Source organism: Flavobacterium suncheonense GH29-5 = DSM 17707 (assembly GCF_000430025.1).
Classification (GTDB): Bacteria; Bacteroidota; Bacteroidia; order Flavobacteriales; family Flavobacteriaceae; genus Flavobacterium; species Flavobacterium suncheonense.
Map to the genome: position 1 here is coordinate 71,434 of NZ_KE387021.1, position 23,694 is coordinate 95,127.

The following is a 23,694-nucleotide window of genomic DNA, read 5'->3' on the forward strand; positions in this document are numbered from 1 at the left end:
ACATCGTTTGGTACACCGGTTACGCTTCCGCCACAATTATCGTTAGCGGTAAGTACGGCAGCTGTTGGTACTAATGAGGAACAACTTACGGTAATATTAGCCGGAGCAGAAGGTGCTACAGGTGGAATGTTATCGTTCACGGTAATAGTTTGTGATACTGATGAAGTGTTGCCACAAGCATCCACAAAAGTCCAGGTTCTCGTAACGATATAAGAATTATTACATTGTCCCGGAGTAATAGAATCGACACCCGGAACAGTTATAGGGCCGCCACAGGCATCATTAGCGGTTAGAGTAACCATGGCTGGAATCTGACTTCCGCAGGAAACTGTTACATTAGCCGGAGGTGTTGGAACTACCGGTGCAATATTGTCATTTACCGTAATGATTTGTGAAACAGATGAAGTATTACCACAAGCATCCACAAAGGTCCAGGTCCTTGTAACAACATAGGAATTGATACATTGTCCTGGTGTAACAGCATCTACGCCGGGAACAGTTATAGTACCACTACAAGCATCATTAGCGGTTAACGAAATCATGGCTGGAATCTGACTTCCGCAGGAAACCGTCACGTTAGCCGGAGGTGTTGGAACCACAGGCGGAACATTATCATTAACCGTAATAGTTTGTGATACTGATGAAGTGTTGCCACAAGCGTCTACAAAAGTCCAGGTTCTGGTGATTACATAAGAATTCGCACATTGGCCCGGAGTTATGGTATCTACACCCGGAACGGTTAAATCGCCGCAGCAGGCATCGTTAGCGGTTAACGAAATCATGGCCGGAACCAGACTTCCGCAAGATACGGTAACGTCTGCCGGAGGAGCAGGAGCTACCGGAGGAACATTGTCAATCACCGTAATGGTTTGTGTTGCGGTTGAGCTATTGCCACAATCATCGGTTGCGGTCCAGGTTCTTACAGTAGTGTAGGAGCGGATACAGTCACCAGGAGTGGTAACATCCTCATAAGTTAAAGTTACACTCGAATCACAAGCATCTGTAGCAGTTGCCGGCGCAAATTGAGGTACAGCCGGACAAACTATCGTTGTAGGAGCCGGTAAAGGGTCAATAACAGGCGCTTGAGTGTCGTCAATACTGATAATTTGTGTATCGGTTCCGGTATTTCCGCAAAGATCGGTTAGGGTAAAGGTACGGGTTACCACGGTCGGACAGCTGCCGGAAGCAACATCCTGATAAGTGATTGATGCAATTGGAGAAGCATCGGTATATGTACCACCCGCTGCATTAAATTGGGCTAATGTAATGACTACCGGCGTTGTGGAAAAAGCTAAATATCCTTGTGATGCTATTGCTGCAGTTCCGCAACCTTCCAAAGACAAATCATTGGGAGCCGTAACCACCGGATTGGAAACATCACCGCTGCCAATCACAAAAGTTTCACTTTTAACACAACCAAAAGTATCTGTTACCGTTACCGTGTAAGACCCGGGCGATAAACCTGAAATATCCTGTGTTGTGGCACCATTACTCCAGGAATAGGTGTATGCAGGTGTTCCGCCGGAAACGGTAATATCAATGGAACCGTTATTATTGCTGCTGCAACTCGCGGCATTCACATCACCGGAAATGGTAATAGGAGCCGGTGGGTTAATTACCTGAGTATAAGTGCTTACCAAATGGTTCGGTAAATTAGAATCCGTAACGGTCAGCGTAACGGTGTATGGGCCGCCGGGATAAGGAAAGTTGTGTGTCGGATTTTGCTGTGTTGAAACAGGAGAACCGTCACCAAAATTCCAGGAATAGGAATATGGAGCTATACCACCCGAAGTTTCATCGTTAAAAGTTACAGTAGACTGATTTCCGTTAGTACAAACGGTGTAATCAAATTCAACGGCTAAAGGAGCAGCTACAACCATACAGCCTCCAAATTCACATTGAGATTTGTTGTATGTATTACAATTGTAACTGGCCAACTCCGGATCACTTGCACTTCCGGATGTTTTCCAGACGGCTAATATTCTGCACAGTCTCAGTTCTTGCCCGCATGTCCAGGTAAAAGGACCGTAAATTTGTCTTTGCCCGGCACCAGGATTTACACCATTAGGCAAATAAACATTCAAGGGAATAATATTTCCATCGATTGATAAATCGGCAAAAATTCTCACCTGTGTGATAATGCTGTTTGAATTTGAGGTGTAATTAAGCATTACGTACATCTCCTGTGAGGTACCGGGTGTGCAGGTTGTATTGGAAAGTGGTACACCATTAACATTTGTAAGACTCAGAAACACATGGTCTAATGTATAATTGTTTGATGTACAGTTAAAATAGTCCTCGTAATAATTCGGAGGGCTGCCACAAAGTCTTAAATCTGGTTTTTGTGGTGTGAATTGCGAAAAAGCATTGTTAATTCCAAGCAGTAAAAATAACAATAGTAAGGTATTTTTTGATTTCATGGACATTACTTTTAGTTTAATCTTTTAAAATCATATAAAAAAACTTATTCCAGAACCAATAAGGTAACAGCAAGACATGAAAAGCCAAGTGGTTAGCCCAATTCTGAAATTACACTGCAAAAAAATGTTCTTGAAAAAGATTAACCGAAAGTGGTAATCTGGCAAAGTGAGGAACTCACTAATTTGGAAGTAATTTAAATCCTGAAGTGGTATTTCGATTTAAAGTACCTGATGAATCAATTTAGTGGTATTTCGCTTATTTGTAGGTTCTAAATTATTCAATAAAATTTATCATTGATTTCAAATAGGATGAATTTTCGATGAAATCATACCTTTTCTCTTTGAATTAACAATTTTTTGACAAATATTCTCTGGTTTTTGTAATTTTTTTTGAGTTACTTTATATATCAAAATTCAATTATTATGAAAAATTTAGTTTTAATCCGTCATGCCAAATCTAACTGGGATGCTCCGCTTAAAGATATAGACAGACCTTTATCGAAGCGTGGCATTGGAGATGCTCATATAACGTCACATCACATTGATAAACTTTTACCTAAAACCTTCATAGTCTGGAGCAGTCCGGCCAGAAGAGCAAAGGAAACCGCAATGATTTATGCTCAGAATCTTGCCATACCTTTAGAAACCATCATTTACAAAGATGATTTGTATACTTTTGATGAGCGTGGCCTTGAGAATGCCATAAAAAATTGTGAAAATAAATACGATAGCTTAATTCTTTTCGGTCATAATGGTGCGATAACCGATTTTGTTAATAAATTTGGGGATCGTTACATAGACAATGTGCCAACTTCGGGCGTTGTTTCGTTAACGTTTGAAGAAGACGATTGGAAAGAAATACATAAAGGGAAAATACAGAAAGCTGTGTTTCCCAGTCATTTAAAATCATGAATACGACACACGAGAACAGGTATATAGACAGAGAAAAAAGTTGGTTAACCTTTAATGCAAGAGTACTTCAGGAAGCTGCCGATGAAAGTGTTCCTTTGCTCGACAGACTTCGGTTTTTAGGAATTTTTTCCAATAACCTTGATGAATTTTTCCGGGTTCGCTATGCGGCCATCAGACGAATGAACGCCGAAGGGATTTCGGGAGAGAAAGTTTTGGGCGGTATTTCGGCCGAACAGTTGCTGAAAGAAATCACCGAAATCGTAATCGAACAGCAGTCTGAAAGTTTGCGCATTTTGAGCGTGATTGAAAAACAACTTGAGAAGGAGAATATTTTTATCATCAACGAAAATCAAATCAATAAAGAACAACAAAACTTCCTTCACGATTATTTTATTCAGAAAGTAAGTCCGGAACTTATTACCATCATCCTTAACGATTTAGAGGAATTTCCGCTCCTGAAAGACACTTCCGGTTATCTTGCGGTAAAACTCGTTATGAAACCGAAGGAGCAAAACACCATTGTTTCAAAGCTTTTGCAGAAGAAAGAAGTGCGTTATGCCGTAATTGAAATTCCTAAAACCATCAACCGTTTTGTGGTGCTTCCGTCAAATACTGATAAACAGTATGTTATCCTGTTGGACGATGTAATCCGATACAATTTAAATCAGATTTTCAACATCTTTGACTACGAAAGCATTTCAGCACACATGATAAAAATTACACGGGATGCCGAACTCGAATTTGACAGTGATCTGAGCAAGAGTTTCATTGAGAAAATTTCCAGCAGCGTTAAGGAAAGGCGAGTGGGAGAACCGGTTCGTTTTGTTTATGACCAATCAATAGAAAAAGACACTCTCGCTTTCTTTCTTACCAAAATGCAGATTGACTCCACAGACAGTATAATACCGGGCGGCCGTTATCACAACCGACGCGATTACATGGATTTCCCGAATATGGGACGTTATGATTTGCTGGCTAAACAGCATCCGGCATTACCGGTTCAGGGTTTAAGCTTAGAAGGAAGTATACTCGAAAAAATTAAGGAGCGTGACTTTATTGTGAATGCTCCGTATCAATCGTATGCTTATGTAATTAAGTTTCTGAGAGAAGCAGCGCTCGATCCTAAAGTGGCGTCCATTAAAATAACCTTATACCGTCTGGCGAAAAACTCACAGATTGTCAGCTCTCTGATTAATGCTGCGAAAAACGGTAAAAAAGTAGTGGTTCAAATCGAATTGCAGGCGCGTTTTGACGAAGCGAGTAATATTTCCTATGCCGAAATGATGCAAACCGAAGGGGTAGAGTTGATTTTTGGAGTAAAAGGACTGAAAGTACACAGTAAAATTTGTGTTATTGAGCGGATTGAAGACGGAAAAGTATTCCGTTACGGCTTTATTTCCACCGGTAATTTCAACGAAGCAACGGCAAAAATCTATACAGATGTAACCTTACTGACCAGTCATCAGCAGATTTTGAAGGATGCCGCTAAAATTTTTGATTTTTTTGATGTGAATTACAGGGTACACCGTTATAAACATTTGATTGTTTCCCCACATTACACCCGAACCCGTTTCATGAAGTTAATCGACAGGGAAATAATGAATGCCAATTTAGGTCGTGAAGCTTATATCCGACTGAAAATGAATAGTTTGTCTGATTATAAAATGATTGACAAATTGTACGATGCCAGCCGGGCCGGAGTAAAAATTCATCTGATTGTACGCGGTATCTGCTCGCTGATTCCTGGCGTTCCGGGCATGAGCGAAAATATTGAAGCAATCAGTATCGTAGACCGTTATCTGGAACATTCCCGTGTGTATATTTTCGGAAACAACGGCGATCCCGAAGTTTACATTTCCTCTGCCGATTTCATGACCCGGAATTTAGATGCAAGGGTAGAAGTAACCTGTCCGATTTACGACGAGGAAATCAAAAAAGAAATGCTTGAAACCTTTGAAATAGGATGGAAAGCCAATGTAAAAGCCCGATTACATTCCGAAAAACTGGATAACAAATACCGCAAGCAACCCGATCAGAAAATGTTTCGGGCACAACACGAATTGTACAATTATTACCGGGACAAACTGGAAGTAATTGCGGAAAAAATATAGATAATTACGAATGACGAATTGCGAATTAGAAATTGCGCTTTTCTACTGAATTCCAAATTTCTAATCTCAAATTTCAAATAATTAAATTGCCTGAATGATTACAATTAAAAAATATGCAGCAATAGACATTGGTTCCAACGCCATGCGATTGCTTATTGCCAATATCGTGGAACAACCCGGAAAGGAAACACAGTTTAACAAGAGTGCGTTAATCCGTGTGCCGATTCGTTTGGGACAGGATGCTTTTACCGTTGGCGAAATTACCGAGGAGAATATCGACAGAATGATCGACGCCATGAAAGCCTTCAAACTGTTGATGAAAGTATATAAAGTAGAACGTTACATGGCCTGTGCTACATCCGCTATGCGTGAGGCATATAACGGAAAAGAAGTAACCGAAATCATCAAGAAAAAAGCCGATGTAAAAATTGAAATCATCGACGGTAAAAAAGAGGCTGCCATTATCGCATCTTCCGATTTGCATCATTTCATAAAAACCGACGCCACTTATTTATATGTAGATGTTGGTGGCGGAAGTACCGAATTTTCATTATTCTCAGAAGGCAAAATGGTCGCTTCCAAATCCTTCAAAAACGGAACCGTTCGTTTGCTGAACAACATGGTAAACGACGTAGTTTGGGTGGAAATCGAAAAATGGATCAAAACACAAACCGAACCTTATGATAACATTACGTTAATCGGTTCGGGAGGTAACATCAATAAAATCTTCAAATTATCCGGAAAAGCTCAGGATAAACCGCTTTCCTATATTTACCTGAATTCCCAATACCAATATCTGAGTTCTTTAAGTTACGAACAGCGCATCGCAGAATTAGCTTTAAATACAGACCGTGCCGACGTAATCATCCCGGCCATGCGAATTTATCTGAACGCAATGAAATGGAGCGGCGCACGTAATATCTATGTGCCAAAAATCGGTCTTTCCGATGGTGTGGTGAAAGCGATGTATTATGGGAAAATATGATTTTTTAGAGCCTCAGGCCTTCTTCTAAACATCTAAATCAAAAGTCTTCTTCAACAACTCCAAGGCGGGATTAATAGATTTTAATTTCTCGAATTTTTCCTGTGGGGTAAAAGCGTACCTGGATTCCACAATCTCATTTACCTGGACTTCAATTGATACGTCGTGATTGTGCAGATGACCTCGTAAATATCCTAATAAATCATTTTTATTGTTGTCAAAATCAACTTTTGAACTTTCGTTGGGTAACTGAAGTTTGATTGTTGTTCCCTCTAAAACCGGATCATCCATCAGCATATAGGTTGCCATGATGTGTTGTCCTTTGGCTTTTAACCTTTCGGCAAAATTGGTCCAATGCAACAACATGTCCGTTTCGTTGAACGGTTCTTTCGGTAACTCATCGTGATGTTTTACGGCATTTTTCTGACTGGCTTCCAATTCGCGCTTTGCTTTGATGCTGGCTAACGACAACGCAGAAACTTTTGTACCGCCGTTAAGCGCAACAGGCGATTCAATGGCAACTTTTGGCGCTTGGGAAACAACTTTTGTTTCCGCAACAGGAATTGTCGCTGTTTGAACCGGTGCTTCTGTACGGGTTTCAGTTGCAGCAACTGTTTCAGAATTTGAAATTACCGGTTGTTCTGTTGAAACTTGCGAACCTGGCTGTGAAATTTCCGTTTTAGGCTTTACTTCCGTGATGGAATAACCGGAATTTCGGTAATAAGTAGGCGGAATTATAAATTTGTCAGCTTTTTTTTTTCTCCATCAAAAGTGATAGAGGCAAGCTGCATAAGACATAATTCAACTAATAATCGCTGATTTTGGGAGGTTTTGAATTTTAAATCGCAATCGTTGGCAATCTCAATGCCCTGTAAAAGAAATTCCTGAGAGGCTTTTTGTGCCTGTTCGCCGTAAAGACGTTGCGCATGTTCGCCGGCCTCCAGTAAAATCAGGGTAGCAGGATTTTTGCAAACCAACAAATCGCGGAAATGCGACGCCAAACCGGCCACAAAATGATGTCCGTCAAAACCTTTGGCTAAAATATCGTTGTAAGCCAATAACAATTCCGGGATTTTGTTCTCTAGAATCAAATCGGTTACTCTGATATAGTATTCAAAATCAAGGACATTCAGATTTTCGGTTACGGCCTGACGGGTTAAGTTGGTTCCGCAATACGAAACCACGCGGTCAAAAATAGACAGAGCATCACGCATCGCACCATCTGCCTTTTGGGCAATGATATGCAAAGCATCGTCTTCAAACGTAATGTTTTGGCTGCGGGCAACTTCTGCTAAATGTTCTTTTGCATCTTTAACCGTAATTCGTTTAAAATCAAAGATTTGACAACGGGATAAAATCGTCGGTAAGATTTTGTGTTTCTCGGTGGTCGCTAAAATGAATATGGCATGACGCGGCGGTTCTTCTAATGTTTTCAGAAAAGCATTGAAAGCCGATGTCGACAACATGTGTACCTCGTCAATAATGTAAACCTTATATTTTCCGGTTTGCGGCGGGATTCGAACCTGATCGATCAGATTTCGGATGTCGTCTACCGAGTTGTTGGAAGCGGCATCCAGTTCGAAAACGTTAAACGCAAAATCCTCATACGGATCGTCATAACCTTCCTGATTGATTTTACGGGCCAAAATTCGGGCACAGGTGGTTTTTCCAACCCCGCGAGGTCCTGTAAACAACAAGGCTTGCGCTAAGTGATTGTTTTCTATGGCATTCAGTAACGTATTGGTAATAGCCTGCTGCCCCACAACGTCTTTAAACGTCTGAGGTCTGTATTTACGGGCTGATACGATAAATTGTTCCATAGAAAAGTATTCGGACACAAATATAGAAGTTTTGTTGGTTTTTTTATTTGTGGATTTGAGGATTTGAGTAAAAGTTATTCACAAAAAGGATTGTTAGATTTTTAGATTAAAGATTTAATAAAAACCCTACGACTCCGCTCAGTGTGACAGTAGAATTTATAATTTTGTTACTCACTACTCACTTAAAGTCCTTTTCGTCCTTTGATGGTAAGTCCGATCAGAAATCTGGCGGCATCACTGTGGGAATTAGCGTTATATCCGGAAACAAAGACTCCTTTTTTACCACTTTTGGATTTGATGGCGTACACTGTGGCTTCGTCATCGGCACTGGAATCGCCTTCATAACGATAGATATGAACAATTTCAAAATCGTGCGGATTGGTTTTGAATTCGGCTTCATTTTGATTGAAATCGTAATCAAATCCTAATGCTTTCAATTCTTCTAAGGCTTCAGCAACACTGGCATAATTATAAGTATGTGACATAACTCAAAAAATAAAATAGTTCATCAGAATAAAATTACGACTTTTTAAGCAGTCCTTTCCTCAAACAAGTGTTAAAGTCCCGTTAGAAATATTCGCTCTTACCGGTTATTTGTTGTAAGTTTGCACCGCAGACCGCCTTATCGCTCCAATTCGTTGGGGAGGAAAGTCCGGACACCACAGAGCAGCATAGCGGGTAACGCCCGTCACCTTGAGCAATCAGGGGAGGACAAGTGCAACAGAAAGGATGTACAGGTAATGCTGTAGTGAAATCAGGTAAACTCTATGCGGTGAAATGCCATGTATATCAGCAGTTAAGGGCGGCTCGTCCGTTGCTGAGGGGTAGGCAGATAGAACCTGTGAGCAATTGCAGGTCCAGATAAATGATAAGGGCTGACTTCGGTTGGTACAGAATCCGGCTTACAGGTCTGCATTTTTTTTAAAAGATTCTAAGGTGCTAAGGTTTTTTGAGGTTTAAAGTTTTCTAATTTCTAACTTCTAACTTCTAAATTACTACTTTTAGCTCTCAAACTCATCATCTTCTGCTTCTTCGTCAATATCCTCTTCATTGCCTTCAAATTCGAAGAATGAAAATACGGAACCGCCGTAATTTCTGCTGAAGGAGAAGTTCTCCATATGTTCCAGTTTGGTGTGTTTGGAGTGTTCGATGATCATCATACCATCTTCTTCCAGTAATTCGTTTTCAAAAACCAGCTGAATGATTCTTTCAAAATCCTTTTGCTCCATCCCGTATGGCGGATCGGCGAAAATGATGTCGTAACTCGCTTTGTTTTTCTCCAGGAATTTGAAAACATCACTTTTTATCGGCGTGATGTCGAAGTCGAATTCTTTGGCGGTTTTTTTGATGAAACTCACACAACCGAAATCACCATCCACAGCGACAACCGGTTCGGCACCACGGGAGGCAAATTCGTAACTGATATTCCCGGTTCCGGCGAATAAATCCAAAATGCGCAATTCGCTGAAATTGAAATAGTTGTTAAGGATATTGAACAAAGCTTCCTTAGACATGTCTGTCGTCGGGCGAACGGGAAGGTTACCCGGAGGCGTAATTCTTCTTCCTTTATATTTACCGGAAATTATTCTCATGAATGTAAAAGCGTGAAATAGTGAAGTGCCTCTTCATTTTTAACGGATAATCTGAAAGCGGCATCGGAAACATCTAACAAAGAAATATGTCTGATGTAGCGGTAGGCAATGGCAAAACAAGCATCATTTTCCGAAACTTTTCCGAGTAAATTTACCTGAATCGTTTCCGGGTTTAACTGCAACTGTTCTAAGGTAAACAACAGATAATACACAAAATCTTCCGGCGTTTTATACTCAAAAGAGTTGTATAACAACAGTTTAGACTGATTGGTTATGACGATTTCAAAATGCGTTTCCTGCAAATGAACGTAAACCTGTTTATCGATTTTGTTTTTCGACAAATCCAGTAATTTAGTTACCAAAACCGAGTTTACGTTTTTGTAATCAAAACTGCCGAACTGATCCACCAAAAAGTTGTTCACATTCACATAAGGCACGTGAACATTGTTCATTTCGTAGGTTTCCATTTCGTCGTAAGAAAAGAAATCCGTTTCGAAAACTTTGGTGTTGTATTGCAGATAACTTCCCATTGCGTCCTCTTCAAAAAGCGATTTCGGGACAAACGTGTTTAAGTTGTTGTCGTGCAGTACGGTTATTTCATCATACGTTCTGGTAAGTTGCGGATAATCCACGAAAGTGCGCCACAACTGATCTTCCAGCGATTGAGTGTGATTGAATTTTACTTCCTGAATGTCCCTTACGCTGTTGTTCAACGTATCGAAAACACAAAACGAAAGCCCGTTCAAAGCAATCTGAAGGGACAGTTTTTTGTAATTTTTGGAAACAATGGAAGTGTCTGACATGAAAGCTGTAAAATGATTAAGCGCAACAAATTTACATTTTTTTTCCAACCGTAACCGAATATGCTCAATTTTCATCATTATCTTTGGATTCCATTTCATTACTGACTGCCGATGATTTCCGCAAAATTTTACAACACACTCCGAAATAGTTTTCCTTTTCAGCCCACGCTTAAACAGGATATTTTTTTTCAGAAAGTCGCTGATTTTGTGAGTAATGAGAATCCGGACGAAATTTTTCTGCTGAAAGGGTACGCCGGAACCGGGAAAACAACCGTGATTTCTACGATAGTCGAACATCTGAAAGACATCAACAAAAAATACGTTTTACTGGCGCCAACCGGTCGTGCGGCTAAAGTGATGGCAAATTATTCCGAAAAACCGGCGCATACCATTCACAAACGCATTTATTTTCCGAAAAAGAGCAGTGGCGGCGTAAGTTTCACGATGCAGACCAACAAGTTCAAGAATACGATTTTTATCGTCGATGAAGCGTCTATGATTTCGGATTCGCCCACAGAATCAAGCATGTACGAAAACGGTTCGCTGTTGGACGATTTAATCATGTACATCTATTCTGGTCACAATTGCAAAATGATTTTGGTAGGCGACACGGCTCAGTTACCGCCCGTTGGAATGGATGTGAGTCCGGCGTTGGATATGGACAAACTTTCCATGAATTACAATATGGAAGTACCTCATATTGAGTTGGATGAAGTAATGCGTCAGGAAGAAAAATCGGGAATTCTGTTCAATGCTACGGAATTGCGCGAGATTCTGAAATCGCATTTTATCGACACGTTTCAGTTTCAGCTTAGAGGTTTTAAAGATATTGTCCGATTGACTGACGGTTACGATATTCAGGACGCGATTCATGCGGCCTATTCCAATTATTCGATTGAAGATACGGCGTTTATCGTGCGTTCCAATAAACGGGCGAATCAGTACAATCAGCAAATTCGCCTCAAAATTTTGGATAAGGAAAGCGAACTTTCTCCCGGAGATTTCATGATGGTGGTTAAAAACAACTATTTCTGGCTGAAAGACAGTGACGAAGCCGGTTTTATTGCCAACGGCGACATCATCGAAATTCTTGAAATCTTCAGAATTGTGGAACTTTATGGTTTCAAATTCGCCAAAGTAAAAATCCGGATGGTCGATTATCCGAACCAGATTCCTCTGGAAACGATTTTAATTCTCGACACGGTTATGAGTGAAGCCCCTTCGTTAACCTACGAACAGAACAATCAACTGTATCAGGAAGTTATGAAGGATTATGAAGACGAAACCAGCCAATACCGTCGTTTGCAGAAAGTGAAAAACAACGAATATTTTAATGCTTTACAAGTAAAATTCTCGTATGCAATAACGTGTCATAAATCACAGGGTGGGCAGTGGAATACGGTTTTTATCGAACAACCGTATTTACCGGAAGGAATCGACAGAGACTATATCCGTTGGTTGTACACAGCCATGACCCGCGCCAAAGATAAATTGTATCTGATTGGTTTTCAGGATGAATATTTTGACAATTAGAAAATAAAAACTCCGTAATTTAGCTATTTTACAACACATTAAAAATGAAAATAATCGCCGTAATTCCCGCACGCTATGCTTCCACACGATTTCCTGCCAAACTGATGCAGGATTTGGTTGGGAAAACCGTAATCCTGAGAACGTATGAAGCCGCCATCAATACAAAACTGTTTGACGATGTTTTTGTGGTAACCGATTCCGATTTGATTTACAACGAAATCATTTCTAACGGAGGAAAAGCGATCATGAGCATCAAAGAACACGAATCCGGCAGCGACCGAATTGCGGAAGCCGTTGAAAATATGGACGTTGACGTAGTAATCAATGTGCAGGGAGACGAGCCGTTCATCAATAAAAAACCGTTGGAACAGGTAATCGAAATCTTCAGAAATGATACTGAAAAGAAAGTCGATTTAGCTTCTTTAATGTTTGAAATCAAGGAGAAATCGGAAATAGAGAACCCTAATAATGTGAAAGTTATCGTAGATCAAAAAGGATTTGCGCTGTATTTTTCCCGTTCGGTAATTCCGTATCCGAGAGAAGAAAATGTTGGTGTTCGATATATGAAACACATTGGAATTTATGCCTTCCGTAAAGAAGCCTTAATGGATTTTTACCGTTTGCCGATGTTGTCGCTCGAAGCCTCGGAAAAACTGGAACAATTACGTTATTTAGAATACGGAAAACGCATCCGAATGGTGGAAACCGATCACGGCAGCATCGGAATTGATACACCCGAAGATTTGGAAAAAGCCCGTAAAATGCTGTAAAAATGAATACTACCGAATTCACAATCCGAAATGCCAAACCAGAAGAATATCAGAACATTGGAGCACTTATGGTTAAGGTGTACAGCGCATTAGACGGTTTCCCGAAGCCGCATCAGCATCCTAAATATTACGAAATGCTCGCCAATGTTGGAGAACTGACCAACAAGCCCGGAACAGAAATTTTAGTGGCCGTTTCCTCTGAAGGAAATATCGCAGGAGTTGTGGTTTATTTCGGCGATATGCAATATTATGGTTCAGGCGGCACAGCGACTCAGGAGAAAAATGCTGCAGGTTTCAGACTTTTGGCGGTAGACGACAGCCAGAGAGGAAAAGGGATTGGCAAGTTACTAACCATGTTCTGTCTGGAAAAAGCAAAGCAGCAGCAGTTGCCGCAAATGATTATTCATACTACCAATGCGATGAAACCGGCCTGGAGAATGTATGAAAACATTGGTTTTAAAAGGTCTGAAGATCTGGATTTCAAACAAGGCGAACTGGAAGTTTTCGGGTTCCGGTTTCTGTTGTAATTATCCTAGTTTTTTAATGGTAAAAAGTTCGTTATGATCTTCCACCTTCGGATACATTCTGACGGAATAATTGTCATCAAAACGGGAACGGTAATTTAGATTTCTTTCTTTATCTTTTTTATTTAAAGTCATGGTATTAAATAGAATAAAACCATTTACTTTAAGTAAAAAGTTAATTCTATTGATAAAGAAATCCTCAAACAAAAAATTAGGCATTGTCGTGTCCTGAAAGATGTCGATGATGATTAAATCGTACTTCTCTTTGGTTTTCAAAATGTATTCAAAAGCATCGCCGATTACGATTTCAAGGTTCGGAATCTGATTTAATCCGAAATACTTATTGGCGATTTCGATTACGTTAGCATCCAGTTCGACACCGGTTATTTTTCCGCTGAATTTTATTTCATCGACTAACGTTTTAATCACGCTTCCGCCGGCAACTCCAAGAACCAAAACGTTTTCAAAACCTCTGATGCGTTCAAATCCTATATAATGCAACCCTTTGCGAAGAATCCGCTGTAAGCTCCCGTAGGAGTAATTCGTATTCTTGGAATCGAGCACCAATTGCCCGTTAGCCCAGGTAACTTCAAGGCTTTTATTGATTTCGGAGTTCTTTCGGTAAATGTTTATGGGGATGAAATAACTCAGGATTTTCTTAATCATCAACGTTGCATTTTCTATTCGTAAATATAATGCTATTTTTGAACCAAACTTTTCGTCATGAAACAAATTCTGTACAAGTTTATATTTTTCAGGTTAATGGGATGGAAGATTGAGGGAACCATTCCGCCGGAAATTAGAAAATGTGTAATGATAGTGGTGCCGCACACCAGCTGGCACGATTTCTATATTGGTCTGTTTACCAGAGGAATAATAGGTTTAGATATGAACTTTGTGGCGAAAAAAGAACTGTTCCGGTTTCCGTTTGGAGCCTATTTTCGTTGGATGGGCGGCGCGCCTTTAGACCGACAGAAAAATGAAAACAAAGTGGATGCGATTGCTAAAGTTTTTGAAAGCCATGACGTTTTTCGTTTAGCGATTGCGCCGGAAGGAACCCGAAAAAAAGTGACCGAATGGAAGACCGGTTTTTATTACATCGCCCTAAAAGCCAACGTTCCGATTATTCCCGTAGCCTTCGATTGGGGCAGAAAGACTGTTAAAATTTCGGAACCGTTTTGGCCGACGGCAAACAAAGAAGCTGATTTTAAAATATTAGCACAAAATTTCAAAGGAGCCATCGGGAAAGTTCCGGAATACAGTTTTGAACCAAAAGACTGATTATTCGGGAATGTAATTTTTAAACGTTCCGTTTTTGTAGAATACGACAATTCGGTCGATATCTGAGTTGTTTTTTAAAGTTTCGAAATTTCGCGTATTTGAAAATTTTTCTTCGGAGTTTTCATTTACGCGATTTTTTTCGACGCTTGGTTTGGTAAATAAATCAGGCTGCTCATTTTGATCTTTTGAAACCTCATTTCGGTTTTCGGAAAAAAGAGTAGAAACCGTTTCCGGTTTTTGAATTACGGGTTCGTTATTTTCACTTTTCGGAAAATTTCCTTTACCGTTTAAAATCCAATACAAATCCACTTCTGGAAAAACTTCTGTAATTTTCATCACGAAATCTAAACTTGGTTTATTTCTTCCGGAGAGTAGGTGCGATAAACTGGAACGCTGAACGCCAATTCTATCTGCAAAACCAGAAGCAGATAAACCGTAATATTCGAAGATAATTTCCAGTCTTTTTACAAAATCGTCGATGTTTACCATTGTAAATTGTATTGCGAAAATTAAATAATTACAAATGTAAACAAACAATCTGAAATAACCAAATCCACACTTGTGAACGGGTTATTTTAGCCATTTTTATTGAAAGTATACGTTCATGTATTTAATTATAAATAACTGATTTGCAATTATATAAATTTTATAAAAAACAATGATAGTAATGATTGATATGTTTAGCTGTTTATTGTGGATATTCGACAAACGAGCTGTTTACATTACTAAACTAATTGATTAATTTATTAGTTTACATTTGTAAAAAATAAGATGTTTACTTTTGTAAATAGAAATCCAACCTCATGAATTATCAGCTTTTGTTTGAAAAGTATAGAGAGCAAAATCTCTTTGGCCGTTACATTACGAACCGTCATATAGAACCCCTTTTAGAAACACTAAAGGAACATTTTGAAATCTCAGTTATTGGTGAATCGGTAAAAATGAAACCGATCTATCAGGTAAAAATCGGTTCCGGAAAAACCAAAATTTACATGTGGTCGCAAATGCACGGAAATGAAAGCACGTGTACTAAAGCGTTATTTGATTTGTTTAATTTCCTTAAAAGCGATAATCCGTTAGCTAATCAACTAAAAAAGGAATGCACCTTATTATGTATTCCGATTGTAAATCCTGACGGCGCCGAAGCTTACACACGTGTAAATACCAATGAAGTAGACTTAAATCGCGATTCGGTAAACTTGTCGCAGCCGGAAAGTAGGCTATTGCGAAAGGTTTTTGACGACTTTCAGCCTGATTTTTGTTTTAATCTGCACGATCAGCGTACCATTTTTGCTGCGGGTTTCGAGGCTAACCCTGCAACAGTCTCGTTTTTAGCGCCTTCGTATAATGAAGCCTGTCAAATTAATGAAGTCCGTTTAAAAGCTATCAATATTATTGTTGCGATGTATTCGGAATTGCAAAATCTGATTCCCGGACAAGTAGGACAGTTTGATGATGCTTTTAATATTAATTGTATTGGCGATCGTTTTCAGTCTTTAAATGTTCCGACTATATTATTTGAGGCCGGGCATTTTCAAAACGATTACGATAGGGAAGTGACTCGTAAGTTTATATTTGTTTCGTATCTCTCGGCACTAAGTTGTATTATGAATAATGAATTTATTGACGATAAAAGCATTGAATATTTTAAAATTCCTCAAAATAACGCCGTGTTTTTTGATTTTATTTATAAAAATGTCAAAATAATAGTTGATGGTGTGGAAAAAATAACTAATTTTGCAGCCCATTACAAGGAGGTTTTGGCTAACGGTAAAATCGAGTTTGAAGCCAAAATCGTTGAAATAGGAGCGTTGACCGGAAATTTTGGCCATGTTGAGTATGATTTTCAGGGAGAATTATTTGAAAATCAGAAAGGTAAATTTCCGCAATTGGATCAGAATGCCGATTTTTTAATAGGAACGCATAATAAAATTGTTAATGGATTGCTAAAAAAATAATAATTTTTGTATTTTATTGATAAAATATTATAAAAATATTCTTAATTTTAAACTTTTAAAATAAATAACTGATAAATTCATAGTATGAGTAAGTTTCGTTTGGATGAAGTAGATCATCAGATTTTAGATATGCTGATTGATAACACTAGAGTTCCTTTTACCGATATTGCTAAAAAATTATTAATATCTGCCGGTACGGTGCACGTTCGTGTGAAAAAAATGGAAGATGCGGGAATTATCCAAGGTTCTTCATTAACATTAGACTACGAGAAATTAGGCTATTCATTTATTGCTTATGTAGGGGTTTTTCTTCACAATACATCACAGACGAAATTTGTATTGGAAAGAATCAACGAAATTCCGTTTGTAACTGTGGCTCACGTTACTACCGGTAAATTCAATATCTTCTGTAAAATCAGAGCTAAAGATACCAAACACGCAAAAGAGGTAATTTTCATGATTGATGATATTGAAGGTGTTTACAGAACAGAAACCATGATTTCCTTAGAAGAAAGTATCAACGACAAAAAACGTTTGATGCACACCATCTTCAAGGACATGTAATTTCTTAAAAATATCAAAACCCGGAGTTAACGCTTCGGGTTTTTTGTTTACATTTATTTCGAACAATCAAAAACCAATTATGAAACCTACGGTACTTCAAAAAAACGAATATGCATCTTTTTATCAGCCGTATCTGGATGCTTTAGAGGAAAATATCAACCTGATTGACGAACTTGAAATCAGTTTGTACAATACCATTCATTTCATACAGGATATTCCGATGGATAAATTTGATTATCGCTATGCGGAAGGAAAATGGACCATCAAGGAAATCATCCAGCACATTATTGATGCCGAACGCGTTTTTAGTTACAGAGCCTTACGGTTTTCAAGAAACGACAAAACAGAACTTCCGGGTTACGATGAAAATCTGTTTGCCGACACAGTTAATCCGATGGCCAATCAAAGGCATCTGAAAGATTTGCTGACAGAGCTTTCGGCTGTTCGTCATTCGACAATCTGTCTATTTAAAAGTTTTACACCGGAAGATTTTCTAAAAATAGGAGTGGCGTCTGAAAGGGAAATGTCGGTTCGCGCCATAGGTTTTATCATTATCGGGCATCAGAATCACCACATGAGGGTATTTAAGCAACGTTATTTAGATTAAAAAGCATAAAAAAAGGAACTCAATTGAGTTCCTTTTTTGTTAATCTTCGTCTGAATCCTCTTCGTCATCAACCGGTTCGTCTTTAGGCTCATCTTCTTCATCGTCGGAACTGTCTTCAATGTCCAGTTCTTTTAATGCATCTAATGAATCTTCACCGCCGTCGATGTCTTCATCGTCTTCGTCGTAATTTTCAATTCTGTCTGCCAGTTTTGTACTTACTTTTACCAAATAGATAGTGTCTTCTGTGCGAACTTCTACAGCTTCAACTGTTTCATTCTTAGCGTTTTTAAAACGGATTACATCAGAATCATCATATCCGTCCGGAAACTTCTCAACCAAAAGGGTTAAGATCTCATTCGTCAATTTAGCGTAATCTACAATTACTCTTTTCATTCGTTGTGCTTTAATCTTTTGTATGTGGTCAAATGTAATATCCTAATTCTTATTTTCAAATAAAATTTATTTTTTTTTTGAAAAATTTTACCAGCCTAAAACATAAGCAAAAATAAGGGGTGCAACGATAGTAGCATCAGATTCCACAATAAATTTCGGAGTTGTGATATCTAACTTACCCCAAGTAATTTTTTCGTTCGGAACCGCTCCCGAATAAGAACCGTAACTAGTTGTCGAATCTGAAATCTGACAGAAATAACTCCAGAACGGCACATCGTGCATTTCCATATCCTGATACAACATCGGCACCACACAAATAGGGAAGTCTCCGGCAATACCACCGCCAATCTGGAAGAAACCAATTCCTTTGCCTTCGCAGTTTTTAGTGTACCAGTCTGCTAACCACATCATATATTCCACACCGCTTTTCATTGTTGTGGCGTTAAATTCACCTTTAATGCAGTAAGAAGCAAAAATGTTTCCCATGGTACTGTCTTCCCATCCCGGAACTACGATTGGTAAGTTTTTCTCCGCTGCTGCAACCATCCAGGAATCTTTAGGGTCGATTTCGTAGTATTGTTGTAACACTCCGGAATTGATCATCTGGTACATAAATTCGTGAGGAAAATAGCGTTCTCCCTTAGAATTGGCATTGTTCCAGATATCGTATAAATGTTGTTGTAAACGACGGAAAGCTTCTTCTTCCGGAATACAGGTATCGGTTACGCGGTTGTAATGGTTTTCCAGTAAATCCCATTCTTCCTGCGGGCTTAAATCGCGGTAATTTGGAACTCGTTTATAGGAATTATGAGCTACAAGGTTCATGATATCTTCTTCAAGATTAGCACCAGTACATGAAATGATGTGAACTTTATCCTGACGAATCATTTCGGCCAATGATTTTCCTAACTCAGCAGTACTCATGGCACCGGCAAGTGTAATCATCATTTTTCCGTTGTCTAACAAGTGCTCTTCGTATCCTTTAGCGGCATCAACAAGAGCTGCTGAATTAAAGTGAAGATAATGTTTCTCAATAAACTGACTGATAGGGCCTTTACTCATTTTTATCTCTTTTATGTAATTGAATTATTGTTTTTTCTTGTTATAGCCTAAGATTTCCAAGACATCTTCTGCTTTTTGTTGTTCGGAAAATACTTCTGTGGCGAAGATTCCGTTTTTGTCTTTATCGATCAGGATGTGTTTCGGATGCGGTAAAATACAGTGGTGTAAGCCGCCAAAACCTCCAATGGTTTCCTGATAAGCCCCGGTGTTGAAGAAGCCGATATATAAAGGCTTTTCCTTGTTGTATTTCGGTAAATAAACCGCATTCATGTGTTGTTCGGAGTTGTAATAATCATCTCCGTCACAGGTTAAACCGCCCAAAAGTACGCGCTCATAAGTGTCATTCCAACGGTTTACGGCCATCATAACAAAGCGCTTGTTGATTGCCCAAGTGTCCGGAAGGGTAGTGATGAAAGACGAATCAATCATGTTCCAGTTTTCACGGTCGTTTTGTTTTTTCTGATATAAAACCTGATAAATGGCACCACCGGATTCTCCAACGGTAAACGATCCGAATTCCGTAAAAATGTGAGGCACAGGAACTTCAGCTTCGTCACAGGCAATTTTAATCTGATTTAAAATCTCATCAACCATATATTGGTAGTCGTACTCAAAGGCCAATGAATTTTTAATCGGGAAACCGCCGCCGATATTCAGACTGTCTAAAGTCGGACACTCTTTTTTCAGGGCGATGTACACTTTCATACATTTTAAAAGCTCGTTCCAGTAATAAGCCGTATCGCGAATACCGGCGTTAATAAAGAAGTGAAGCATTTTCAGCTCTACCTTTTTATTGTCCTGGATTTGTTTGCGGTAAAACGGTACAATATCCTTGTAACCAATTCCCAGACGGGAAGTATAAAACTCGAATTTAGGTTCTTCCTCCGCGGCAATACGGATACCGATTTTGAATTTTCCTTCAATTTGTTCCTGAAGCAAATCCAGTTCTTCGAAATTGTCGATTACCGGAAGCGTGTTTTTATGGCCGTTGTTGATTAAACGGGCAATATTTGTGATGTACTGATCGCGTTTAAAACCGTTACAGACCACAAAGGTGTTTTTGTTGATTTTACCTTCTTCCATAAGACGTTCCACGATATCGATGTCGAATGCGGAAGAGGTTTCAATATGAATATTGTTTTTTAACGCTTCGTTCAGAATGAATTCGAAATGAGAGCTTTTGGTGCAATAGCAATAGAAATATTTTGCCTCATAACCATGTCTTTCCATCGAATTCCGGAACCACATCTTTGCTTTGTTGATATTTTCGGAAATTTTAGGTAAGTAGGTGAATTTTAACGGCGTTCCGTATTGTTCTACTAATTTCATCAGGTCAATACCGTGAAATTGCAGGTTGTCTTTATTTAACGTAAACTCTTCCTGAGGAAAATAAAAAGTCTGATTGATTAAGTCGTAATATTTGGTGTTCATTTGAATCGTTGTTGTATAAGATTATAAATTTATAAAATATTTCCTAAAACAACTGATTTTCAAACCCTTAGATTAGCGTAAATAATCTGCAGTTCGTCGTGAAGCGGATTGGTAAAATGAAAAATATCAAAATTCCGGAAGCTTTTAATAGAAAAAACGATTTGTTGCGGTTTAAACAACAATTTGTTCATTCGGCTGTTAGCGCTGTATACGTGCTGTACTTGCAGAGTTTTTTTCATCACCGCAAATGTAAAAAATATTAAAACGTATTTAAAAAGATTTTTTACAAAAAATATCAGTTTTTATAATCTTCAAAAGCACTGTTAATCAGATCGTTGGTAACAAATTGATTGATTTTTATTTTTCCTATTCCGTCGAGTAGCGCAAATTGTACTTTTCCGAATTCGTTTTTTTTGTCGTGAATCAGTAATTCGGTGATTTTTTCAATATCCGTTTTGTCGAAATCCACCGGCTCGAAAATATCAGAAATAATGTATTTAATTTCCTGGTACTCTTCTTTGGACAGCAGATTCTTTTCCATCGAAAGATAACTTTCCAGAATCATTCCCACAGCAATGGCTTCTCCGTGCAGCAATGATTTTTTGTCATCATTTTCCAGAAAATAACTTTCAATGGCGTGCCCTAAAGTGTGGCCGAAATTGAGCGCTTTCCGGATTCCGTTTTCCGTAGGATCCTGTAAAACGACATTGTTTTTTATTTCAACAGATTGATGAATTAAAATGTCTAAATCTTCTGTATTTAAACTGCTTAGCATTTTAAATTTGTCCCAGTAATCTTTATCCTGAATCAAACCGTGCTTTAACATTTCGGCCAAACCCGAACGCATTTCGTTTTGTGGTAATGTAGTTAAAAAATGTGTGTCAATTAAAACAGCTTTCGGTGTGGTAATGGTTCCGATCTGATTTTTAAGATTTCCCAAATCGACTCCGTTTTTCCCGCCAATGGAAGCGTCAACCATAGCCAAAAGCGTTGTCGGGATGTTTATGTATTCGATTCCTCGTTTAAATGTAGAGGCTACGAATCCGCCCAAATCCGTTACAACACCGCCTCCGAGGTTTAGGATAATACTTTTCCGGTCGGCGCCAAGTTCTGTAAGTGCAGACCAGATTTCGTAACAGGTTTCGATATTTTTGAACTGTTCACCGGCTTCAAATTCAATAATTTCTATGGGGGTTTCGGTTGCTAAATTGGCTATGAAATCCGGCAGGCAAAGTTCGCTGGTGCTGCTGTCTGCCAGTATAAAAACCTTGGAATAATGCTCCGGCAGCAGTGTTTCATTTAAATAGTTATAGATCGTTTCATTAAAATAAACAGAATATCCGTTGGCGTTTATTGTCTGCATTTTGAAGTATTGATAATGGAACAGCAAAATAAGGCAAATTTTATTAATTATTCTCAAACACTACGTATATTTGTAAGCCGATTTATTAATAAACAATGGAAAAAATATTTAACAATACCCAAGTCGCATTCTCCTTAAAAAATAACAGAGAATTAAACCGAGCTCATTTTCTTTTCAGGCTAATTGCAAGCCCATCATTAGTTAAAATAGGAACAGCATTAACCAATTTTTCTTTAAAATTTCATTTACCGGTAGAAGGAATCATCAGAAGTACTGTTTTTGATCATTTTTGCGGTGGCGTAAGTGAGGAAGATTGTCTGAAAGTTGTCGATAAAATGTACACCAAGCGTGTTTCTTCCGTTCTGGATTATTCTGTGGAAGGAAAAGAAGAAGAAGCGCAATTTGATGCTGCTTTGCAAATGACCCTGAAAACCATTGAATTTGCCAAAGCAAAGGAAGCCATTCCGTTCGCGGTTTTTAAACCAACAGGTGTAGGTCGTTTAGGATTGTATGAAAAAGTAGGAGAGAAGAAAGAATTAACCGAAAGTGAAAAAGCAGAGTGGGACAGGGTTGTAAACCGCTTTGAAGTGATCTGTAAAACCGCTTTCGATAAAGAGGTAATGCTGCTGATTGATGCCGAAGAAAGCTGGATGCAGGATGCCGCAGATGATTTGACCCTGGAAATGATGCGCAAATACAACAAACAAAAAGCCTTGATTTTCAATACACTGCAAATGTACCGTTGGGACCGTTTGGATTATCTGAAAAAAGTACACGAACTGGCAAAAGCGGAAGGTTTCTATATCGGAATGAAAGTAGTTCGCGGTGCCTACATGGAAAAAGAAGCGAAACGCGCGGAAGAAAAAGGGTATAAAAACCCGATTTGCCCGTCTAAACAGGCTACAGATGATAATTACGATGCTTGTATAGATTATATGATGCAAAATATTGATACTATGGCTGTTTTTGCCGGAACCCACAACGAACAAAGTTCTTATAAGCTGATGGAGTTAATGGCACAGAAAGGAATTTCCAAAAATGATAACCGTGTTTGGTTCGGACAATTGTACGGAATGAGCGACAATATCAGTTATAATTTAGCTGAAAACGGATATAATGTTGCCAAATATTTACCTTTCGGACCGGTTCGTGATGTGATGCCGTATTTGATACGAAGAGCTGAAGAAAATACTTCAGTTGCAGGACAAACCGGAAGAGAACTGATGCTTCTGGAAACCGAAAAGAAAAGAAGAAAATTATAATTAACAAAAACTCCGGATTGTTCCGGAGTTTTTATTTAAAAACAACGGTTAATCAGGATAAGAATTACCGGAAAAACAAGCAGATTGATAAGTATCTGGTAAAACCTGCTTACGTTAATTTTTTCCAGTCCCAAATTAATCAGCAGTAACATGCCAAACAGCACAATGAAATAAACTGTGAAAACAATTCAGTTTCCGATATCTTTCATCCATCGGAAATCGTAGAAACCTTCATCAATAAAGAAAAGAAACTGCGTTACAAGAAAGCTGTTAAGCGCCGAAAACAAAGTAAGATTAAGTTTCATG

24 protein-coding genes and 1 other RNA gene are annotated in these 23,694 nt (G+C 38.8%); 12 read left to right on the forward strand and 13 right to left on the reverse strand.

Annotation, left to right across the window (positions count from 1 at the left end; translation table 11 throughout):
• Positions 1-2,420: HYR-like domain-containing protein (locus tag G498_RS0112795; protein WP_211227767.1), on the reverse strand; the 2,420-nt coding region annotated here is incomplete at its 3' end.
• A gap of 423 nt (positions 2,421-2,843) precedes the next feature.
• On the opposite strand from G498_RS0112795, the gene G498_RS0112800 reads away from it, so the two are divergent.
• The 3 genes from G498_RS0112800 (at position 2,844) to G498_RS0112810 (ending at position 6,428) form a co-directional block, all read left to right on the forward strand.
• Positions 2,844-3,332 (forward strand): SixA phosphatase family protein, encoded by a 489-nt coding sequence (locus G498_RS0112800; RefSeq protein ID WP_026981514.1) that lies wholly within the window; start codon positions 2,844-2,846, stop codon positions 3,330-3,332.
• Positions 3,329-5,443 (forward strand): polyphosphate kinase 1, encoded by a 2,115-nt coding sequence (ppk1, locus tag G498_RS0112805; RefSeq protein WP_026981515.1) that lies wholly within the window; start codon positions 3,329-3,331, stop codon positions 5,441-5,443. The genes G498_RS0112800 and ppk1 overlap by 4 nt, the downstream gene beginning before the upstream one ends.
• Positions 5,444-5,537: 94 nt before the next feature.
• Positions 5,538-6,428: a Ppx/GppA phosphatase family protein gene (locus G498_RS0112810; protein WP_026981516.1), complete on the forward strand. Its 891-nt coding sequence runs from the start codon at positions 5,538-5,540 to the stop codon at positions 6,426-6,428.
• Between the two features lie 24 nt (positions 6,429-6,452).
• Here G498_RS0112810 and G498_RS0112815 read toward each other — a convergent pair whose 3' ends face one another.
• From G498_RS0112815 to G498_RS0112835, 3 genes are all read right to left on the reverse strand, one after another.
• Positions 6,453-6,896: a hypothetical protein gene (locus G498_RS0112815; protein ID WP_081694239.1), complete on the reverse strand. Its 444-nt coding sequence runs from the start codon at positions 6,894-6,896 to the stop codon at positions 6,453-6,455.
• A 263-nt stretch (positions 6,897-7,159) separates the two neighbouring features.
• Positions 7,160-8,245, reverse strand: a complete 1,086-nt coding sequence (dnaX, locus tag G498_RS0112830; protein WP_026981518.1) for a DNA polymerase III subunit gamma/tau — start codon at positions 8,243-8,245, stop codon at positions 7,160-7,162.
• Between the two features lie 182 nt (positions 8,246-8,427).
• Complete coding sequence (locus tag G498_RS0112835) at positions 8,428-8,730, reverse strand: hypothetical protein (protein WP_026981519.1); 303 nt, start codon at positions 8,728-8,730, stop codon at positions 8,428-8,430.
• A 124-nt stretch (positions 8,731-8,854) separates the two neighbouring features.
• Between G498_RS0112835 and rnpB the strand changes: the two genes are divergently transcribed.
• An RNA gene (gene rnpB, locus G498_RS15550) (RNase P RNA component class A) lies at positions 8,855-9,166 on the forward strand.
• 80 nt (positions 9,167-9,246) lie between these two features.
• Here rnpB and rsmD read toward each other — a convergent pair.
• Together rsmD and G498_RS0112845 are read right to left on the reverse strand one after the other, a co-directional pair.
• Complete coding sequence (rsmD, locus tag G498_RS0112840) at positions 9,247-9,837, reverse strand: 16S rRNA (guanine(966)-N(2))-methyltransferase RsmD (RefSeq protein ID WP_026981520.1); 591 nt, start codon at positions 9,835-9,837, stop codon at positions 9,247-9,249.
• Positions 9,834-10,640 (reverse strand): DUF3822 family protein, encoded by an 807-nt coding sequence (locus G498_RS0112845; RefSeq protein WP_026981521.1) that lies wholly within the window; start codon positions 10,638-10,640, stop codon positions 9,834-9,836. Before G498_RS0112845 ends, rsmD begins: the two co-directional genes overlap by 4 nt.
• Positions 10,641-10,751: 111 nt before the next feature.
• Here G498_RS0112845 and G498_RS0112850 point away from each other — a divergent pair, with 111 nt between their 5' ends.
• The 3 genes from G498_RS0112850 to G498_RS0112860 are packed head-to-tail and all read left to right on the forward strand — an operon-like array spanning position 10,752 to position 13,470.
• Positions 10,752-12,173 (forward strand): ATP-dependent DNA helicase, encoded by a 1,422-nt coding sequence (locus tag G498_RS0112850; protein WP_026981522.1) that lies wholly within the window; start codon positions 10,752-10,754, stop codon positions 12,171-12,173.
• A 44-nt stretch (positions 12,174-12,217) separates the two neighbouring features.
• Positions 12,218-12,943 carry a 3-deoxy-manno-octulosonate cytidylyltransferase gene (gene kdsB / locus G498_RS0112855; RefSeq protein ID WP_026981523.1) on the forward strand — a complete coding sequence of 242 codons (726 nt, stop codon included), beginning with the start codon at positions 12,218-12,220 and terminating at the stop codon, positions 12,941-12,943.
• Positions 12,944-12,945: 2 nt separating this feature from the next.
• A complete protein-coding gene (locus G498_RS0112860; protein WP_026981524.1) occupies positions 12,946-13,470 on the forward strand; it encodes a GNAT family N-acetyltransferase in 525 nt (174 codons plus the stop codon).
• Here G498_RS0112860 and G498_RS0112865 read toward each other — a convergent pair whose 3' ends face one another.
• Positions 13,471-14,133, reverse strand: a complete 663-nt coding sequence (locus tag G498_RS0112865; RefSeq protein WP_026981525.1) for a spermidine synthase — start codon at positions 14,131-14,133, stop codon at positions 13,471-13,473.
• 57 nt (positions 14,134-14,190) lie between these two features.
• On the opposite strand from G498_RS0112865, the gene G498_RS0112870 reads away from it, so the two are divergent.
• Entirely contained in the window at positions 14,191-14,748 is a 558-nt protein-coding gene (locus G498_RS0112870; RefSeq protein WP_026981526.1) for a 1-acyl-sn-glycerol-3-phosphate acyltransferase, read from the forward strand.
• Here the strand turns inward: G498_RS0112870 and G498_RS0112875 are convergent, their stop codons facing one another.
• Positions 14,749-15,237: a helix-turn-helix domain-containing protein gene (locus G498_RS0112875; RefSeq protein ID WP_026981527.1), complete on the reverse strand. Its 489-nt coding sequence runs from the start codon at positions 15,235-15,237 to the stop codon at positions 14,749-14,751. It abuts the gene before it with no gap.
• A 314-nt stretch (positions 15,238-15,551) separates the two neighbouring features.
• Between G498_RS0112875 and G498_RS0112880 the strand changes: the two genes are divergently transcribed.
• The 3 genes from G498_RS0112880 to G498_RS0112890 all read left to right on the forward strand — a co-directional run bounded on the left by G498_RS0112880 (position 15,552) and on the right by G498_RS0112890 (position 17,877).
• The gene (locus G498_RS0112880) at positions 15,552-16,706 is read left to right on the forward strand and encodes a M14 family metallopeptidase (protein ID WP_026981528.1); all 1,155 of its coding nucleotides are present in this window, start codon (positions 15,552-15,554) and stop codon (positions 16,704-16,706) included.
• An 84-nt stretch (positions 16,707-16,790) separates the two neighbouring features.
• On the forward strand, positions 16,791-17,270 hold the full coding sequence (locus G498_RS0112885; protein ID WP_026981529.1) for an Lrp/AsnC family transcriptional regulator: 480 nt from the start codon (positions 16,791-16,793) through the stop codon (positions 17,268-17,270).
• 79 nt (positions 17,271-17,349) lie between these two features.
• Positions 17,350-17,877 (forward strand): DinB family protein, encoded by a 528-nt coding sequence (locus tag G498_RS0112890; protein ID WP_026981530.1) that lies wholly within the window; start codon positions 17,350-17,352, stop codon positions 17,875-17,877.
• A 39-nt stretch (positions 17,878-17,916) separates the two neighbouring features.
• Here the strand turns inward: G498_RS0112890 and G498_RS0112895 are convergent, their stop codons facing one another.
• The 5 genes from G498_RS0112895 to aroB all read right to left on the reverse strand — a co-directional run bounded on the left by G498_RS0112895 (position 17,917) and on the right by aroB (position 22,126).
• Positions 17,917-18,270 carry a hypothetical protein gene (locus tag G498_RS0112895; RefSeq protein ID WP_026981531.1) on the reverse strand — a complete coding sequence of 118 codons (354 nt, stop codon included), beginning with the start codon at positions 18,268-18,270 and terminating at the stop codon, positions 17,917-17,919.
• 87 nt (positions 18,271-18,357) lie between these two features.
• Positions 18,358-19,332: a deoxyhypusine synthase family protein gene (locus G498_RS0112900; protein ID WP_026981532.1), complete on the reverse strand. Its 975-nt coding sequence runs from the start codon at positions 19,330-19,332 to the stop codon at positions 18,358-18,360.
• A 24-nt stretch (positions 19,333-19,356) separates the two neighbouring features.
• Positions 19,357-20,763, reverse strand: coding sequence for an arginine decarboxylase (locus G498_RS0112905; RefSeq protein ID WP_026981533.1), 1,407 nt, complete (start codon positions 20,761-20,763; stop codon positions 19,357-19,359).
• Between the two features lie 59 nt (positions 20,764-20,822).
• Entirely contained in the window at positions 20,823-21,002 is a 180-nt protein-coding gene (locus G498_RS16045) for a hypothetical protein (RefSeq protein WP_026981534.1), read from the reverse strand.
• A 56-nt stretch (positions 21,003-21,058) separates the two neighbouring features.
• Entirely contained in the window at positions 21,059-22,126 is a 1,068-nt protein-coding gene (gene aroB, locus G498_RS0112915) for a 3-dehydroquinate synthase (protein ID WP_026981535.1), read from the reverse strand.
• A 95-nt stretch (positions 22,127-22,221) separates the two neighbouring features.
• Here aroB and G498_RS0112920 point away from each other — a divergent pair, with 95 nt between their 5' ends.
• Positions 22,222-23,388: a proline dehydrogenase family protein gene (locus G498_RS0112920; RefSeq protein ID WP_026981536.1), complete on the forward strand. Its 1,167-nt coding sequence runs from the start codon at positions 22,222-22,224 to the stop codon at positions 23,386-23,388.
• Positions 23,389-23,694: the final 306 nt, after the last annotated feature.

Bases quoted from the DNA above. Each gene is read 5' to 3' on its own strand.
- G498_RS0112800 (WP_026981514.1), top strand. From the start codon at position 2,844: ATGAAAAATTTAGTTTTAATCCGTCATGCCAAATCTAACTGGGATGCT.
- ppk1 (WP_026981515.1), top strand. From the start codon at position 3,329: ATGAATACGACACACGAGAACAGGTATATAGACAGAGAAAAAAGTTGG.
- G498_RS0112810 (WP_026981516.1), top strand. From the start codon at position 5,538: ATGATTACAATTAAAAAATATGCAGCAATAGACATTGGTTCCAACGCC.
- dnaX (WP_026981518.1), bottom strand. From the start codon at position 8,245: ATGGAACAATTTATCGTATCAGCCCGTAAATACAGACCTCAGACGTTT.
- G498_RS0112835 (WP_026981519.1), bottom strand. From the start codon at position 8,730: ATGTCACATACTTATAATTATGCCAGTGTTGCTGAAGCCTTAGAAGAA.
- rsmD (WP_026981520.1), bottom strand. From the start codon at position 9,837: ATGAGAATAATTTCCGGTAAATATAAAGGAAGAAGAATTACGCCTCCG.
- G498_RS0112845 (WP_026981521.1), bottom strand. From the start codon at position 10,640: ATGTCAGACACTTCCATTGTTTCCAAAAATTACAAAAAACTGTCCCTT.
- G498_RS0112850 (WP_026981522.1), top strand. From the start codon at position 10,752: ATGATTTCCGCAAAATTTTACAACACACTCCGAAATAGTTTTCCTTTT.
- kdsB (WP_026981523.1), top strand. From the start codon at position 12,218: ATGAAAATAATCGCCGTAATTCCCGCACGCTATGCTTCCACACGATTT.
- G498_RS0112860 (WP_026981524.1), top strand. From the start codon at position 12,946: ATGAATACTACCGAATTCACAATCCGAAATGCCAAACCAGAAGAATAT.
- G498_RS0112865 (WP_026981525.1), bottom strand. From the start codon at position 14,133: ATGATTAAGAAAATCCTGAGTTATTTCATCCCCATAAACATTTACCGA.
- G498_RS0112870 (WP_026981526.1), top strand. From the start codon at position 14,191: ATGAAACAAATTCTGTACAAGTTTATATTTTTCAGGTTAATGGGATGG.
- G498_RS0112875 (WP_026981527.1), bottom strand. From the start codon at position 15,237: ATGGTAAACATCGACGATTTTGTAAAAAGACTGGAAATTATCTTCGAA.
- G498_RS0112880 (WP_026981528.1), top strand. From the start codon at position 15,552: ATGAATTATCAGCTTTTGTTTGAAAAGTATAGAGAGCAAAATCTCTTT.
- G498_RS0112885 (WP_026981529.1), top strand. From the start codon at position 16,791: ATGAGTAAGTTTCGTTTGGATGAAGTAGATCATCAGATTTTAGATATG.
- G498_RS0112890 (WP_026981530.1), top strand. From the start codon at position 17,350: ATGAAACCTACGGTACTTCAAAAAAACGAATATGCATCTTTTTATCAG.
- G498_RS0112895 (WP_026981531.1), bottom strand. From the start codon at position 18,270: ATGAAAAGAGTAATTGTAGATTACGCTAAATTGACGAATGAGATCTTA.
- G498_RS0112900 (WP_026981532.1), bottom strand. From the start codon at position 19,332: ATGAGTAAAGGCCCTATCAGTCAGTTTATTGAGAAACATTATCTTCAC.
- G498_RS0112905 (WP_026981533.1), bottom strand. From the start codon at position 20,763: ATGAACACCAAATATTACGACTTAATCAATCAGACTTTTTATTTTCCT.
- G498_RS16045 (WP_026981534.1), bottom strand. From the start codon at position 21,002: ATGAAAAAAACTCTGCAAGTACAGCACGTATACAGCGCTAACAGCCGA.
- aroB (WP_026981535.1), bottom strand. From the start codon at position 22,126: ATGCAGACAATAAACGCCAACGGATATTCTGTTTATTTTAATGAAACG.
- G498_RS0112920 (WP_026981536.1), top strand. From the start codon at position 22,222: ATGGAAAAAATATTTAACAATACCCAAGTCGCATTCTCCTTAAAAAAT.